The sequence below is a fragment of the Corynebacterium freneyi genome (assembly GCF_030408835.1).
Taxonomy (GTDB): Bacteria; Actinomycetota; Actinomycetes; order Mycobacteriales; family Mycobacteriaceae; genus Corynebacterium; species Corynebacterium freneyi.
Window position 1 is genome coordinate 2,838,226 of sequence record NZ_CP047357.1, and the last position, 16,996, is coordinate 2,855,221.

A 16,996-nucleotide genomic window follows, 5' to 3' on the forward strand; every position below is an offset into this window, starting at 1 on the left:
TACGTCAATCTGCGTCGGCCGTCGTCGCCGTCGCGGTGCGGACCCTGAAGTTCCACCGGCAGTCGGGGCACACTTCAACCGTCTGCACGGTGCATGGTCCACGCTCGGCGACCACATGGGCCAGTTCGGAGGCACCGCAGGCGGTGCCGGAACGATGCCCCAGGTTCTCTCCGAAAATCCAGGATACGAGTCGGAGGTCCCCGGTGCGACAAAGCGGGCACTTCGCGTCGCCGGGCACCCCGTGGAATCGCGCGGCCGCGACCAGCCTGGGGTCGGCGTCGCGCAGCTTCGCCGCGGGCACCTCCCCGTTCCGCCAGCGCGCCAGCTCCGCGTTGCGGGCCAACGTGTGGTCGACTTCATCGCGCCACCTGATCACGCGGTCAGATTAGCAGGCACCCTCACCGGATCACCCCCTCTTTATCGGTTCACCTTCGCCCCCACCGCGTTCCGAATGCGGTCCGCCGATGAAATGGGTATAGCGTCAGCACATTGGGGTACGGGCCGGATCCGGGCGCCGTTCCCGCACCGAAATTCGATTCAAGGAGACCGCATTCCATGAGTTCCGTTCGCGTTGCAATCGTCGGCGTCGGCAACTGCGCCTCCTCGCTCGTCCAGGGCGTGGAGTTCTACCGTGACGCGAAGGCGGGTGACGACGTCCCCGGCCTGATGCACGTTCAGTTCGGCGACTACCACGTTTCCGACGTCGAGTTCGTCGCAGCCTTCGACGTGGACGACAAGAAGGTGGGCAAGGACCTGTCCGAGGCCATCAACGCCTCCGAGAACTGCACCATCAAGATCGCGGACGTTCCGACCCTGGGCGTCGAGGTCCAGCGCGGCCCGACCCTCGACGGCATCGGCAAGTACTACGCGGACACCATCGACGAGTCGGCGAAGGAGCCGGTCGACGTGGTCCAGGCCCTGAAGGACGCCGAGGTCGACGTCCTCGTGTCCTACCTGCCGGTCGGTTCCGAGCAGGCCGACAAGTTCTACGCCCAGTGCGCGATCGACGCGGGCGTGGCCTTCGTCAACGCGCTGCCGGTCTTCATCGCCTCCGACCCGGAGTGGGCCAAGAAGTTCGAGGACGCCGGTGTCCCGATCGTCGGCGACGACATCAAGTCGCAGGTCGGCGCGACCATCACCCACCGCGTGATGGCGAAGCTGTTCGAGGACCGCGGCGTCCGCCTGGAGCGCACCCTGCAGCTCAACGTCGGCGGCAACATGGACTTCAAGAACATGCTCGAGCGCGAGCGCCTGGAGTCGAAGAAGATCTCGAAGACCCAGGCCGTCACCTCGAACCTGTCCGGCCCGCTGGCCGGCCTGATCGACGACCGCAACGTCCACATCGGCCCGTCGGACTGGATCGACTGGCTGGACGACCGCAAGTGGGCGTACGTCCGCCTGGAGGGCAAGGCCTTCGGCGAGGTGCCGCTGAATCTGGAGTACAAGCTCGAGGTGTGGGACTCCCCCAACTCGGCGGGCATCATCATCGACGCGCTGCGTGCCGCGAAGATCGCCAAGGACCGCGGCATCGGCGGCCCGATCCTCCCGGCGTCGGCCTACCTGATGAAGTCCCCGCCGAAGCAGATGGGCGACGACGTCGCGCGCGCCGAGCTGGAGAAGTTCATCTCCGGCGAGTAGTCCGCCGCGGCCGCGTCGTCCGGCATCGCGTCGTTTCGCCTTGCGGCTTTGCGACGCCCGCCTGACGGCGTCCGGCCTCACGGCGCCGCGTTGCGAAATCCACCTTCGCAACGCGTGTCACGCCCACCCACAAACCGTTACGCCCGTTACAGGGGTGTAACGGTTTTTCGCGTTTTCACCCCCGCGGAACCCCGTGCCCCAGGTCACTGGAAGCCGTCGTAAAGCACTGACCTGGGACGATGCCACACACAACCCCGCGCAGAATTAAATTTTCATAATAACTAGGGTTGTATGACTATTTTGCACTGGGAATTACGGCGTCATCTTCGCTACTATTGCCCCATGACCGATTCGAATCAGGCCGCGAACGGCGCGGCGGGCGCCATGACCCCCATGGACCTGGCCAAGGAGATTCGCCCCCTGCTGACCCGGGCCGAGCTGCTCTACAGCCGCCGCTCCGAAGAGTCGCAGCTGAGCCGCGCGCAGCTCTCCATCATGATGACGCTCGACGCCCTCGGCCCCTGCCGCATCAACCAGCTCGCGCAGGCCGAGGCCATCCGCATGCCCACCGCCTCCAACGCCGTCCACCACCTCGAAGACGCCGGCATGGTCGCCCGCGTCCGCGACACCAAGGACCGCCGCGGCGTCCGCGTCGAACTGACCGAGAAGGGCGTCGCCGAACTGCGCCGCGTCTCCACCGAACGCGACGAGCAGATGGCCAACATGTTCAAGTCGCTGTCCCCCGAGGAACTGCAGGTCGGCGCGACTCTCGTGCCCATCCTCAAGCGCATGCTGGAGTCCTACGGGGAGGACCGGGCTACGGGAGCCGAGTAAACGGCGACTAGTCTTGAGGGTGGAACGTTAAGGTGGATGTTGACGAGCACCCGTCAAGCACCCGCCACGAGCCGCGAACCGGCTCAGCCCTCAGGAGGATCGCATGCCGCATAGCCCGCTTCGCGTTTTGATTGCGTGGCGACCGGGCCGCAATGGCACCGAGGCAATGAATTGCGCCGCCTGGTTGGCCCGGACCTGCGAAGTGCGCATCCGCGTGGCCACCGTCCTGTCGCGCGGCTGGCCGCTGACGTCGCTGGCCCGGCTGTCCGACCACGACTCCTGGGTGGAGCGGGAGGGCCGCAATTCCGAACGGTCGGCGCGTGCCGCATGGAAGGCGGCGGGCATCAGCAAGGGCATGCTTGACGACGAGCCCTTCGTCAGCGTCGAGGCCTCATCGGAGGCCACGGCGTTGACGCGGATGGCCGAAGATTTCGGCGCCGACGTCATTCTGCTGGGCAGCGAAGCCCACTCCCCGACCGGTCGATTCCGCGCCGGATCCACCGCCGATGCGCTGCTGCATTACTCCCCCATCATGCTGGGGTTGTCGCCGCGCGGTCGGCGACTGTCGAAGAACGGCGTGACCAGGGTCAACGTGTCGTACATCGACACGCCCCAGTCGCACACGGCGCTCAAGCGCGCCGCAGAGTGCGCCATGCGGTGGGACGTGCCGCTGCGCCTGCTCGCCTTTACGCCCCGCGGCGCGACCATGTATCCCACCGAGGACGGCTTCGGCTCGTCGACGGATCTGATGATCGAGTGGCGCGAGCAGGCGCTGGCCCTCATCGACCGCGGCATCGACCGCGCCCACACCCAGTACCCCGACCTTCACCTCGAAGTCGACGTCGGCTGCGGCCACGGCTGGGATGAGGCGCTGAGCTCCCTGAAGTGGAAGAAGGGCGACCTGCTGATTCTCGGGTCGTCGACGCTGGGACCGTTCGGGCGGGTGTTCATCGGCTCGTCGACGAACCAGATCGTCCGGCACTGCCCCGTGCCCACCTTCATCACGCCGGCCTAGGGTGCCGTTCATCACGTCGGCCTAGGGAGCTGGCCCGGTGACCGGGAGGCGGGCCGTCGTCACGCAACGAACGGCCAACCCACCCACCGGCACCTCACGGCTAACGCGGCCACGTACACGGCGCCGGATCGATTTCGCGGGTTGCGTATGGTGATGGCATGCACGACGACCAGGATCTCGGCCACCCCGACGACGACCCGCTGAAGCGGCTGCAACGCAGGGAGTACTCCTGGCGCCCGGCCGTGAAGTACGCGGGCGCGGTCATCGGCGCGACGTTCCTGACCGCGATCATCATCGGCGTGATCAGCGCCGTCATGGGCGGGCCCATCTGCGACGTCGGCGAGCACGTGTTCATCTGCTCGCGGTGGGCGGAGCTGGCCTTCCCGCTCGTGCCCGGGGCGGTCAGCCTGATCGGTGCGCTCGGCTGTTTCTGGATCACGTACCTTCGGTGGCGGTCGTTCGGCAACTGGCGTCCGTGGCTGGCCATGTGCTGGGTGCTCATGCCGTGGACGTTGGCGTGGATGACGTCGACGTTCTCCATCGCCCTGTTCGGCGTCGAGGGCGGGATTCCCTGATTCGACCGTCGTTGACCCGGCCGTCTTCGTCCATCGTTGACCCGACCGTCTTCGTCCATCGTTGACCCGACCGTCGTTGACCCGGCCGTCTTCGTCCATCGTTGACCCGGCCGTTGCGCAGGCCATTCAATTAGGTCGGATCCGATCGCCCAAAACGACTCTGGCACGCTGCTCGCGACCTGGGGTTTTCCGACACCGAGGTGAGTCGTTTTGGGCGATTTTCCCTTCGCTAACCGTTGGCCCAGGAAGAGCCACCCGACCCCCTGACGGAAAACCATTCGACGGCCACAGAAGGGCCAGCCGAATCGCCCAGCGAAAGCCATTCGACGGCCACAGAAGGGCCAGCCGACCCGCCCAGCGAAAACCATCCGACGGCCACAGAAGGGCCATCCAATTCGCCCTTGGAGAGCTATCCGACGGCCACGAAAGCACTATCTGGGAATGGGCCAATGATTGGCACGCGCCAATCATTGGCCCATTCCGTGAATATCGACCACAGGCGAGGTAGCCGGATAACACCCTGACCTGCGGTAATCAGATCGTGGGTGCCGGCCAATCAGTTACGGGGTTCGCCGCGGCCCTACTTCTTCACCACGACGTTGACCATCTTGCCCGGCACCACGATGACCTTCGCCACCGTGCCCTCGGCGGTGTGCGCGGCGACCTTCTCATCGGCCAGCGCCGCCGCCTCGACATCCTCGCGCGACGCATCCGCCGCCACAGTCACACGCGACCGCACCTTGCCGTTGACCTGCACCGGCAACTCGATGGTGTCGTCGACGAGCCACTTCTCGTCCGCCACCGGCCACGGCCCATGCGCCAACGACTCGTCGTGGCCCAAACGCGCCCACATCTCCTCGGCGATGTGCGGCGCCACCGGGCCGAGCATCAGCACCAGCGGCTCCACCGCAGCACGCGGCGCGCCGGCCGTGCCGTACTCCTTCGTCAGGTAGTTGACGTACTCGATCAACTTCGCCACCGCCGTGTTGTCGCGCAGCTCGGCGTAATCCCCGGTCACTCCGTCGACGGTGCGGTTGAGGGCCTTGAGGTCGTCGTCGTCAAGCGCCGCATCGGTGACGGACAGCCCGCCCGTCGCCTCATCGACGACCAGACGCCACGCGCGCTGCAGGAAACGCTGCGCGCCCACCAGGTCCTTCGTCGCCCACGGCCGCGACGTGTCCAGCGGCCCCATGGCCATCTCGTAGACGCGCAGGGTGTCGGCGCCGTAGTCGTCGCACACTTCGTCGGGGGAGACGGCGTTCTTCAGGGACTTGCCCATCTTGCCGTACTCCTGGAAAACCTCCAGGTCCGCGCCACCCTCGCCGGCGCCCGGGATGAAGAACTTGCCGTCGCGCTCGACGACGTCCGCCGCCGGCTGGTACACGCCACGCGAGTCGGTGTACGCGTACGCCTGAATGTAACCCTGATTGAACAGGCGGCGGTACGGCTCCTTCGACGTCACGTGGCCGAGGTCGTACAGCACCTTGTGCCAGAACCGCGAGTACAGCAGGTGCAGCACCGCGTGCTCGACGCCGCCGACGTACAGGTCGACGCCGCCCGGGTCGCCCTCGCCGTGGAGCTCCGGTCGGGGGCCGGTCCAGTACCGCTCGTTTTCGATGTCGCACAGGGCGTCATCGTTGTTGGGGTCGATGTAGCGCAGCTGGTACCAGGAGGATCCGGCCCAGTTGGGCATGACGTTGGTGTCGCGGCGGTACTTCTTGGGGCCGTCGCCGAGGTCGAGCTCGACGTTGACCCAGTCGGTGGCCTTGGCCAGCGGCGCCTGCGGCTCGGTGTCGGCGTCGTCGGGGTCGAAGGTGACGGGCTTGTAGTCCTCGACCTCCGGCAGCTCGACGGGCAGCATCGACTCGGGCAGCGGATGCGCCACGCCGTCCTCGTCGTAGACCACCGGGAACGGCTCGCCCCAGTAGCGCTGGCGGGCGAACAGCCAGTCGCGCAGCTTGTACTGCGTGGTGCCGCGGCCGGTGCCGTTGGCTTCGAGCCATTCGATCGTGGTGGCCTTGGCGTCGGCGAGGCCGAGGCCGTTGATGTCCAGGCCGTCGTCGTTGGCGGAGTTCACGGCCTTGCCTTCGCCGGTGAAGGCTTGCTTGACGACGCCGCCCTCGCCCTTGAGCGGCGCGACGACTTCGCGGATCGGCAGGCCGAAGGCGGTGGCGAATTCGTGGTCTCGGTCGTCGTGGCCGGGGACCGCCATGATGGCGCCGGTGCCGTAACCGGCGAGGACGTAGTCGGCGATGAAGACGGGGATCTGCTCACCGGAGACCGGGTTGGTGGCGTAGGCGCCGGTGAAGACGCCGGTCTTCTCCTTGTTTTCCTGGCGCTCCAGGTCCGACTTGGAGGCGATGGAGCGGCGGTAGGCGGCGACGGCGGCGGCGGGGGAGTCCTCGCCGAGGGCCCAGCGCGGGTCGACGTCGGCGGGGTAGGAGTCGGCGACGAGTTCGTCGACGAGGTCCAGCTCCGGCGCCAGCACCATGTACGACGCGCCGAACAGAGTGTCGGGGCGGGTGGTGAACACCTCGATGGGGCGGGCCGAGCCGTCGGCGGCGGTGGCCTCGAAGACGACTTCGGCGCCGCGGGACCGGCCGATCCAGTTGCGCTGCATGGACTTGACCTTCTCCGGCCAATCCAGCAGGTCCAGATCGTCGACCAGACGGTCCGAGTAGGCGGTGATGCGCATCATCCACTGGCCCAGGCGCTTGCGGAAGACGGGGAAGTTGCCGCGCTCGGAGCGGCCCTCGGCGGTGACTTCCTCGTTGGACAGCACCGTGCCCAGACCCGGGCACCAGTTGACCATCGAGTTGGAGCGGTACACCAGGCGACGGGCCTCCAGGGCGCGTTCGCGCTCCACGCGGTCCAGGTCGGCCCAGGTGCGGCCGGCGAACTCGTCCGGCAGGGCGACGTCGCCTGCCGCGTAGGCGTCGACAAGCTCCTCGATGGGATGCGCCTTGCCGTCGCGTTCGTCGAACCAGGAGTTGTAGATCCGCAGGAAGATCCACTGCGTCCAGCGGTAGTAGTCGGTGTCCGTGGTGGCGAACGCGCGGCGCTTGTCGTGGCCCAGGCCCAGGCGGCCGAGCTGGCGCTCCATGTTCGCGATGTTCGCCTCGGTGGTCACGCGCGGGTGGGTGCCGGTCTGCACGGCGAACTGCTCAGCGGGCAGGCCGAAGGCGTCGTAACCCAACGTGTGCAGCACGTTCGCGCCACGCATGCGGTGGAACCGGGCGAACACATCGGTGGCGATGTAGCCCAGCGGGTGCCCGACGTGCAGGCCCACGCCCGACGGGTACGGAAACATGTCCTGCACGAACAGCTTGTCCGCCGGCAGCTCGGCCCCGTCGGCCGGCGCGAGGTCGCCGACCGGGTTGGGGGCGTTGAAGGTGCCGCGCTCAGCCCAACGCTTCTGCCAGGTCGCCTCAAGCTCGGCGGCGACGGCCGGGGTGTAGCGGTGGCCGGTTTCGGGGGCGGTGGTGCTGTTGTCGGTGTTCCCGCTGTTGGTCATGGGTACACAGCATAGTGGGCGGCGCGGACGGCGTTGGACGGAGGTGGGGAGCGTGGCTGGCGCCGCCTTACGTCGCCCTTTCGTTCGCCGCCGATTTGGCCAGCAGGTAGGCGCGGTTCCGGCTCGACGGGGGAGCGGTGGGGATGATCAGTCCGGCGTCGACGAGCCCGCGAAGATGGTTGCGCAGTGCTCCGACCGACATGTCGATTCGCTCGGAGAGCTGGCGAACCGTGCGAGCGTCGGTTGAGGACAGAAGCTGGAGGATTTCCCGCTGGCGTTCGGTGAGGTCGGGGTGGTCGGCGAACAGCACAAGCCCGTAGCGTTCGCTGCCCGGGCCCGATGTACTGACGATCTCCAAGAGTCCCTGATTGACCAACGCATTAAGCTCGATTCGTGCGTCGTCGGAGTCGATGCCCAGCTGATTACGGAGATTGTGCGCGGTGACCACGCCCATATCCTTGGCCAGCACCAAAGCAATCTGCTGGTTGGGATTGACCGCGTCGGCAGCTCCGCCGACGTAGTCCTTCAGCCACCGTTGGGTTTCGGGGTTGAGCAGGCCGAATCGGTGGATAACGACGGTAAAACGGCCGATCTGGGCGTTGAATTGCGGCTGCGCCATGCCTTTGCTGGCAAGGACCGCGATCATGCGGCGAATGCCGGAGCCCTGGCTTTCGGCGATGGCACGGCCATCGGCGTCGGTTGCCCTCATCATCAGTGCCTTGAGCGTAGGGTTGCGGGATTCGGACACGCCTTCGGTGAGATTGTCCACCGTGCGCCCGCCCCACAGGCCGCCGGGGTTAGAGACCTCCACTCGATCCGGGTACACGTCGACGGCGATCTGGGAACCTTGGCCCACTTCACCGTAATCGCGGTGGATGACGGCGTTGGCGATGGCCTCGCGGAGCACGACCTCGGGTATTTCCGGTTCGCTGATCACACCGGTGCCGGATTCCACGGAGGTGGTGCGCAGGTTCCGCACTACGGTGTTGACGGCATCGTCGATGGCCACCGGCATGGCACCGTCGCAGATCTTCCGATCGAGGAATCGAATTCCCGTCGGGTCAGTCGATTTCTCGCGTCCGGGGTGCACCACGACGTCGATGAACAGCTGGTCGTAGAACTGCTGGGGGTACTTTCCGAGCACTAGCAGACCCGCCAAGATCACGTTGCCCGCTTTGTCCGTGGCGTTGAGGCGGCTGAGCATCTCTTCATTGGTGGTGATGCCGTCGAGCTGACGGGACTGCAGGCGTTTGATTTGTCGCTTCACGCCGTCAATGGCGTCGCCGTCGAAGTCATCGATGGTCGCGTCCGGAACTGTTTGCCGGTCACTGATGTCCGCGCCCCCGAGTCCGCGCAGCTCGGCGATCTGGTAGCTGTTCAGCCGGTGGTCCGCGTCGACGATGCGGATATAGGAACCCTTGGGCATGCCAACGTCGGAGAGGAAGCAGGGCATATGGCGGATGAGGAACGGGTCTTCACGCATCGAATGGATGCGCAGGGCAATGAATTCACCGGCATCACCAAGGTCGACGTAGTCGATTTCATAACGGGGTATCGGCGTGACTTTGGGGTCGGCTTTGGCGCTCGCCTCCAGGCCAGCTTTCAAGCGCTGCATGACCTGTTCCGAGTTGAACCCTTCGGTGACCGTCCAACCTTTCCCCTCGTCGACGCCGAGCAGGAGCAGTCCACCGTCAGCGTTCGCGAAGGCGGAGACGGTTTCCCAGACGGCACGGTCGACTTTCTCGCGGACGCGCTTGGCCTCGAGTCGAGCGCCTTCGCGGCTTCCCGCGAGGAGTGCCTGATGCGCGGCTTTAGCGGCAACCGTCAGTGACTGACCCATGGCTTCACTTTAGCAACTGACGATCATCACTGCCGTAACTGACGCTGTCACTGTAGAAACTGAGCCGCTCACTACATGAAGTGATGGCCTCAGTTGCCACACTGATCATGACTGAGGAGACTGAGGGTGTAAGTGACCGCTAGCGACGGTGCATGAGGAGTGTCTCCCTTCGGACACGATTTCGACGCTTAACAACGTCTGCTGCCAGGTGTTCCGTTCGGGCCCGTAGGATCGTCGGCATGATTACTGGCGCGCTGAAGAACCAGGTAGACGACATTTGGAACGTTTTCTGGTCCGGGGGGATCTCAAATCCCATCAACGTCATCGAGCAGATGACCTACTTGTTGTTCATGCGTCAGCTGGATCTGCAGCAGACTGAGGTCGATCAGAAGAGGGAACTGGGCGTACCCGTCGGCGACGATGAGGACATCTTCACGACTGAGGACGAGCAGAAGCTCCGCTGGCACCGGATCATGGAGCTGGGCGATCCCGAGGCGATGCACAAGCTCGTGTCCGGCGAGGCCTTCGCATTCATCCGAAACCTTGGCGGGTCGGGGATGCAACAGCACATGCGGGGGGCAATGTTCGGCATCAACAGCGCGGCGACGCTAAGGCTGGCGATGGAGAAGATCGACGAGCTGGATCTGAAGAACAAGGATCTGGCCGGCGATCTGTACGAGTACATGCTGTCGAAGCTGACCACTGCGGGCACCAACGGCCAGTTCCGCACGCCCGGTCACATCATCGACCTGATGGTGGCACTGATGGATCCGACGTTCGACGACCGCATCATCGACCCTGCATGTGGTACCGCCGGTTTCCTCGTCGGTGCCGCCGAGTGGGCGAAGGACGCCGGGCAGGGCAGCGGCAAGGCTTTCATGACGAAGGCGAACCGCGATCATTACGAGTCCGACATGTTCCATGGCTACGACTTCGACGCGACCATGGTGCGCATCGCGGCAATGAACATGTTCATGCACGGCATCGAGGAGCCGAACATCGCGTACCGCGATTCGTTGCTGCCGCTGCCGGACGAGCACGAAGCAGAGACTTACTCGTTGGTGCTGGCGAACCCGCCGTTCGCCGGCAAAACGGCACAGGATCTGGATCTCGGCTTGGAGAAGGTCATCGGCGCGCCGACGAAGAAGACGGAGCTGCTTTTCATCGCGCGATTCCTGAACTTGCTCAGTGTCGGTGGTCGCGCTGCCGTCATCGTCCCGGAAGGTGTGCTGTTCGGCTCGACCAGAGCGCACAAGAGTCTGCGGAAGCAGCTGGTGGAGAAACATGATCTGCAGGCGGTGATCAAGCTGCCATCCGGGACGTTCAAGCCGTACTCGGGTGTGTCGACGGCGATTCTCTGCTTCACCAAAACCGGCACCGGTGGCACGAAGGACGTGTGGTTTTACGACGTACAGGCCGATGGCTTGTCGTTGGACGACAAGCGCACTCCGTTGCTCGATCCGAATTTGCTCGGGCCGATCCCAAGAACCGTACCGGCCGAGGGGCACGGAACTGGCGAGCCGGTCGAGCTGACCAACGAGCAGCTGGCGATAAACAACTTGCCCGATGTTCTCGCTCGTTTCCAGCGGCGCCGTGGTTCGGAGCGGGGTCGTGAGCGCACCGAGCAATCTTTCACGGTTCCCGCCAAGGAACTCGCGGAAAACGACTACGACCTGTCCATGAACAGGTACAAGGAAATCACTTTCCAGGCGGAGGAGACTCGAGACCCGCTCGAGATCATCGCCGAGATCGAGACTCTCGATGAGCAGATCTCCGGAGCCCTGGCTGCGCTGAAGGAGGAGCTGAAGTGACTGACTGGACCTTTTCCGCACTCGGCGATGTTTGCTCGGTAAATCGACGCATAAAAAAGTACGACGACCAGACCCCTGTTTCTTTTGTCGGCATGGCAGAATTAGACGAGGAAGCAGCTCTTGCGATCCCGCGGGAAGATGGCACATTTGCTGACTATAAAACGGGATATACCCTCTTTTCCGACGGCGATATCCTCGCGGCAAAGATCACTCCCTGCTGGCAAAATGCAAAAATAGGTATCGCCAACCTCAATCACCCGAACGGGGTGGGTTCGACTGAGTTTCATGTTCTAAAACCTAGTCCCGACCTTGATTCGAGATATCTTCTCCACTACCTCAGGCGCCCAGCGCTGATTTCCGAAGGAGAGGCGCGAATGACAGGCAGTGGCGGGCAACGTAGAGTTCCCGCTAACTTCCTTGAAAAGTTGCCGATCCCCCTTCCGCCCCTCGACGAGCAGCGGCGGATTGCGGACATCCTTGACAGGATTGCAAAATGCCGCCAACATGTCCAAAATGCCATGGACGCAGCCACGCAATTCTCCGCCGCTTCTACACTACTGGCCAGCCAAACCATTCCTTTCGGCGAGATCGCCACGATACGATCGGGAACCAGAAATCCGACAATCCCAGAAAATCGCGATTACCCGCACGTCGCCCCCGACAATATAACGCCACAAAGTGGGAGAATCATCAATGTGAAATCAGTTACTGAGGATGGGGTGACGAGCGGCAAATATAAGTTCAACAACGGCGACGTTCTATACTCAAAGATACGCCCCTATCTCAACAAAGTTTCCATCGCACCATTTGATGGACTGTGCTCCGCAGATATGTATGCAATGGAGCCGAAAGAGGGGTATACCGCACAATTCGTCGCCGAAGTACTTCAGTCGGCCTCATTCTTAACGTACGCCGCAAAGAACTCAGGTAGAGCTTCAATTCCAAAGATCAACCGTAGAGCGCTTTTATCTTTCCAAATTCCTACACCCACCCAAGAAGCGGTATCGACGATTTCAAGAACACGACTGATTCGAGACGAGCTGATCAATACATATGGGAAGAAGGCGGAGAAGTTCGACGAGCTCTACAACTCCCTCGCCACCCGCGCCTTCGCCGGAGAGCTGTAGGAGCAACAACACGTAGCCGTTCCGCGTGGCCGAGCGCTCCAGGAGCACCCGGCCACTACAATTGTTTTTCAACGGAATGTCTCGCCGCCCCGGAAAAACCAAGGAAGCAACCATGAGCACGCCCACACCCCTGCCGAGCAACTTCGGGTTCCTCCACCAGGTGTGGCCGCAGCTCACCGACGACACCCGCCACGCCGAAGCCAACGCCCTAACCAACCCCCGTGGCTCCGGCTTCCACTCGCGCCGCGTCCTAGAAATGCTGGTCGCCCACATCACCGAAGTTCTCGACGCGACCGATCCCTACACCTCAACCCTCAATGACCGTCTGAACAATCCAACATTCAGGACGGCTGTACCACCAGCGATCCTGGATAAGATGCACGTCGTCCGCAAACGCTGCAACGACGCCGTCCACGATTCCGGACGCGCCTTCACACCGCGGACGGCCACCCGCGTACTCCAGCATCTCTTCGACATCGCGCTGTGGGCGGCCAACAACTACGCCCTCCCGCTGAGTAGCTTCACCGACGTTCCCCGGTTCGACACCGCTCTGCTCGAAGCTCATCCCCGTCGTCACGCACAAACGCAAGAGCAACTGCAGCGCCAAGCCGAAATGATGGAACGGCGCGAGGAAAAGCTCGACGCCCAAGAAGAAGAACTCGCCGCATCCCGCCTGCTCCTCAGCGAAGAGCAACGCAAAGCCCGCGAAGAACGGGAACGGCTCGCCCGCGAAGCCGCCCGTTTCCAACGCCGCCAAGCCGAGCAAGCCGAGCGCCAAGCTCAGACAGAAGCGGAGCACGCAGAGGCACTGGCCGAACTCGACAGGCTCAAAGCCGAACTCGACCGCAAGCTCCGCAGCCTCGACGATGCGCAGCGCGACGAGATCGTCGCAGGCCGCAGCCGAACGCCGGAGGTCGACACCTCCGCACGCTTCGAAATCGACGAAGCCACCACCCGCACCGACCTCATCGACCCGATGCTCGCCTCGGCTGGGTTCTCCACCGAAGCCGGCAACCTCATCCGCGAACGCCGCATCACCGGCCTGCCCACCGACACGTTCCCATCCGGCACCGGCTACGCCGACTACGCATTGCTTGGCGACGACGGCCGCATTCTCGGCATCGTCGAAGCCAAGAGGACGGCAACCTCCCAAACCGCCGGGCACCAGCAGGCCCAGCTCTACGCCGACGGCATCGAAGCCGAAACCGGCCTGCGCCCCGTGATCATGTACACCAACGGCCACCAGATCTGGCTGTGGGACGACGCCTCATCGATCCCCGGCGGCGGCACCGGGTACCCGCCCCGCGAGATCGAGGGCTACCCGACACCCCGAGAACTGCGCCGCATGGTTCTGCGCCGCACCATGCGCCAGCCCCTGGCCGAACACACCGTAGACACCAGCATCGCCGGCGGCGATGGGCGCGACTACCAGGTCGACATGATCCGCGGCATCACCGAACGCCTCACCGCAGGCCACCGCCGCGCCCTGCTGGTCATGGCCACCGGCACCGGCAAAACCCGCACCGCGATCGCCTTGGTCAAGCTGCTGCAGCAGGCCAACTGGGTCCGCCAGGTGCTTTTCCTGGCCGACCGCACCGACCTGGTGCGACAGGCCGCCGGCGAATTCGCCAAACTCCTGCCCGATACCCCGTCGGTGAACCTACTGGACAACCGAAACGGCGACGGCTCGATTCATTTGTGCACGTACCAGACGATGATCGACATGATCGACGCCGATTCACCGGGCGGCGCACGCTTCACCCCATTCGACTACGACCTGATCATCATCGACGAAGCCCACCGCTCCGTCTACAACCGCTACGGGCGCATCTTCGAGTACTTCGACTCCTTCCTCATCGGTCTTACCGCCACGCCGCGCGAGGAGGTCGACCACAACACCTACCGTCTGTTCGACCAGCTCGACGGGGAACCCACCGGCAGCTATTCACTCCAACAGGCGATCGACGATGGCAACCTCGTGCCCTTCCGCGTCTTCCAGGCGCAGTCGCGCATCCTCACCGGGGGAGTGCGTTACGACGAACTGTCACCCGAAGAACAAGCCGCCTGGGACGACGCGGAATGGGGCGTCGACGATGGCGACGCACCACCCGAGGAAATCACCGCCCCCGGCATCAACGTCCAGCTGTACAACCGCGACACCATCGACAAGGTCTTGTCCACCGTCGTCACCCACGGCATCCGCGTCGCCGGCGCCGACCGCCTGGGCAAGACCATCATCTTCGCCCGCAACCAGAAACACGCCGACCTCATCTACGAGCAGTGGGCCACCAACATGCCCACCTCCGGCGGTAACGACGCCGCCGTCATCACCCACCGCGCCAAAAACCCGTCCGCGCTCATCGACCGGTTCAAGGACCCCGACTCCGGGCTCAACGTCGCCATCTCCGTCGACATGCTCGACACGGGCATCGACGTGCCCGAAGTGGTTAACCTGGTCTTCTTCAAGCCAGTATTCTCGCCCACCAAGTTCTGGCAGATGATCGGCCGCGGCACCCGCCTGCGCCCGAATCTCTTCGGCGAAGGCACCGGCGACGGGACGACGGATAAAAGAGAATTCTTCATCTTCGACTTTTTGGGCAACTTCGAACGCCTCGCCGCCGGCTCACCCACCGCGACCACCACCGGCTCCGGCCAAAAGTCCCTGACCCAACGGCTCTTCCTGCGTCGGATCCACCTGCTGGCCACCCTCCAAGACGACTCCCGACGCCACGAACTCCAATCAGAGCTGGAGGAATTGCTCCGCCGGATGATCGAGACGGTGCCGTCGTCAAGCATTCTCGTGCGCCCCGAAGACCGCCCCGTCATCGAACGCTTCCGCACCGCCGGCGCCTGGGCCCGCATCGACGCCACAACCATGGCCGCAGCACAAGACCACCTGGCCCACTTGCCGTTCGCAGCCTCCGGTGACCAGGAGGACGCCAAACGCTTCGACTACCTCATCGCCGGAATGCAACTGCAACTCGCCGCGGAGGGCACCATCGCCGACGGCACCGCACTGGACGCCTCCGCCCTCGGCCCCGACTGGACCAGCGGTCGCGAAAGAATCGTCGCGATCGCCACCAACCTTTCCCAGAAAACCAATGTCGAAGCCATCGCACGCCACGGCGATCTCCTGGAGGAACTGCAAACCACCACCTGGTGGGACCATGCCACCATCGACGAGTTGGAAACCGTGCGGAGAAGCTTGCGCGACCTCGTCCAATACGTCGACCGCGGCAAACGCAACGCCGTCGTCACCGACTTCCAGGACGAAATGGGCGAGCTGGTCGAGATCCCCAATGAAACCGGCAACCCAATCGGCCCGATCCTGCCCATCGAAGAGTCCGTCATCGAACGCAAGGTCCGCCAAGCACTGGAAGCGCACTTCGACTCGATCGCCATGAAGAAGCTGAGGTCGGCGAAGCCACTGACGGCCACCGACGTCGCCGCGCTCGAGCAGATCCTCGCCTCCATCGAAGTCGAAGGCGTCGACCAACTCCGCAAGCGCATGGGCGACAAACCCTTCCCCCGGTTCCTGCGGGAAATCGTCGGCCTCGACGAAGGAGCGATGCGCGAACGGTTCGCCGACCTGCTGGCGTCATCCGTGCTGTCGACGACGCAGGCCGGGTTCATGCGGCTGATGATCCGGGGCCTGTCCGAAAACGGGTCGCTTAGCATGGCCGAACTGTTCGAAGCGCCCTACAACGACCACGGATCGCCCGTCGACGTCTTCGACGGCAACATCGCCACCGTCACCGACATCCGCGACCGTTTGAGGGACATCGACGCCACTGCGGAGGTGATCGAACCCGATCACGGCTGACCGCCCGCGACCGCTGTTTTCGCCGCCGCGCCCCATGCCCCTAAACTGGTGCGCATGATCGTGATTCCGGTGATTCTGCTGGTCGTGGCGCTCGTCGTCGCCGTCGTGGCGGGCCTGGCGTGGTCCGCGAAGCTGCCGGGCAACGGGTACGTGGGCATCCGCGCCCCCGAGGCCCGCAAGTCCCGCAAGAACTGGGACATCACGCACCGCGTCGCCGGGCCGCCGTGGGCCGTGTCGGCGCTGGCGTTCGCCGGGGCGGCGGCGCTGGCGTTCGTGGCCATCCAGCCGAATGCGTCGGGTTGGATGTGGCTGTGGGTCGTCGTGACGGGTCTGCTGGGGCTGGCGATGCTGGGCGTCGGCGGCGCCATCGGTTCCCACACGATCGCGCTTTACGACGCCAAGAAGTCCGCCGAATCCGGGTCCGACGGATGTTGCTCGTCCGGCGGCTCCTCCGACGCGGGCTGCGGCTGCGGTTCCGACGACGCGACGGCCTGCGACACCAACACCGCCGCCGCAGCGCCCCGTGATCCCTCCGCCGACTGCGGCGTGACCGGCGGCTGCGGCTCCTGCGGCCTCAACGGCATGTGCGAGGACGGCAACGCCACCTTCGGCTCCGCCAACGACCGCACCGCCGGCGACACCGCCGCCAATCGCTCCGCCGCCGTCGATCGCGACGCTCTGCGCCGCGCCGCCCGCGCGAACGACGGCGAATAGGGGAGAGGCCGGGCCGTCGCAAAGCAAAATGGACAAACCCACCTCGAATGACTTAACCCACCCGTTGCAGCGGGTGGGTTTGCTCATTCGGGGTGGGTTAACGCA

At 64.5% G+C, this 16,996-nt stretch carries 11 protein-coding genes; 8 read left to right on the forward strand and 3 right to left on the reverse strand.

The features are described 5' to 3' along the window. Positions 1–4 precede the first annotated feature (4 nt). Positions 5–376, reverse strand: coding sequence for a DUF5318 family protein (locus CFREN_RS12650; protein ID WP_035121674.1), 372 nt, complete (start codon positions 374–376; stop codon positions 5–7). Positions 377–555: 179 nt separating this feature from the next. Here CFREN_RS12650 and CFREN_RS12655 point away from each other — a divergent pair, with 179 nt between their 5' ends. The 4 genes from CFREN_RS12655 (at position 556) to CFREN_RS12670 (ending at position 4,062) form a co-directional block, all read left to right on the forward strand. Then, positions 556–1,638 carry an inositol-3-phosphate synthase gene (locus CFREN_RS12655; protein WP_209651578.1) on the forward strand — a complete coding sequence of 361 codons (1,083 nt, stop codon included), beginning with the start codon at positions 556–558 and terminating at the stop codon, positions 1,636–1,638. A gap of 342 nt (positions 1,639–1,980) precedes the next feature. After that, positions 1,981–2,472 carry a MarR family winged helix-turn-helix transcriptional regulator gene (locus tag CFREN_RS12660; protein ID WP_209651576.1) on the forward strand — a complete coding sequence of 164 codons (492 nt, stop codon included), beginning with the start codon at positions 1,981–1,983 and terminating at the stop codon, positions 2,470–2,472. Between the two features lie 103 nt (positions 2,473–2,575). Continuing rightward, the gene (locus tag CFREN_RS12665) at positions 2,576–3,487 is read left to right on the forward strand and encodes a universal stress protein (RefSeq protein ID WP_209651574.1); all 912 of its coding nucleotides are present in this window, start codon (positions 2,576–2,578) and stop codon (positions 3,485–3,487) included. A 158-nt stretch (positions 3,488–3,645) separates the two neighbouring features. Next, the gene (locus tag CFREN_RS12670; RefSeq protein ID WP_209651571.1) at positions 3,646–4,062 is read left to right on the forward strand and encodes a hypothetical protein; all 417 of its coding nucleotides are present in this window, start codon (positions 3,646–3,648) and stop codon (positions 4,060–4,062) included. 580 nt (positions 4,063–4,642) lie between these two features. Here CFREN_RS12670 and leuS read toward each other — a convergent pair. Both leuS and CFREN_RS12680 read right to left on the reverse strand, forming a co-directional pair. Continuing rightward, positions 4,643–7,576 (reverse strand): leucine--tRNA ligase, encoded by a 2,934-nt coding sequence (gene leuS, locus CFREN_RS12675; protein ID WP_209651569.1) that lies wholly within the window; start codon positions 7,574–7,576, stop codon positions 4,643–4,645. A gap of 67 nt (positions 7,577–7,643) precedes the next feature. Continuing rightward, positions 7,644–9,416, reverse strand: a complete 1,773-nt coding sequence (locus CFREN_RS12680) for an ATP-binding protein (RefSeq protein WP_209651567.1) — start codon at positions 9,414–9,416, stop codon at positions 7,644–7,646. A 239-nt stretch (positions 9,417–9,655) separates the two neighbouring features. Here CFREN_RS12680 and CFREN_RS12685 point away from each other — a divergent pair, with 239 nt between their 5' ends. The 4 genes from CFREN_RS12685 (at position 9,656) to CFREN_RS12700 (ending at position 16,891) form a co-directional block, all read left to right on the forward strand. Next, positions 9,656–11,227 (forward strand): type I restriction-modification system subunit M, encoded by a 1,572-nt coding sequence (locus CFREN_RS12685; protein ID WP_209651565.1) that lies wholly within the window; start codon positions 9,656–9,658, stop codon positions 11,225–11,227. After that, positions 11,224–12,354: a restriction endonuclease subunit S gene (locus CFREN_RS12690; protein ID WP_209651563.1), complete on the forward strand. Its 1,131-nt coding sequence runs from the start codon at positions 11,224–11,226 to the stop codon at positions 12,352–12,354. Before CFREN_RS12685 ends, CFREN_RS12690 begins: the two co-directional genes overlap by 4 nt. Positions 12,355–12,466: 112 nt before the next feature. After that, on the forward strand, positions 12,467–16,177 hold the full coding sequence (locus tag CFREN_RS12695) for a DEAD/DEAH box helicase family protein (protein WP_209651560.1): 3,711 nt from the start codon (positions 12,467–12,469) through the stop codon (positions 16,175–16,177). A 54-nt stretch (positions 16,178–16,231) separates the two neighbouring features. Beyond that, positions 16,232–16,891, forward strand: coding sequence for an SdpI family protein (locus tag CFREN_RS12700; RefSeq protein WP_209651558.1), 660 nt, complete (start codon positions 16,232–16,234; stop codon positions 16,889–16,891). Positions 16,892–16,996: the final 105 nt, after the last annotated feature.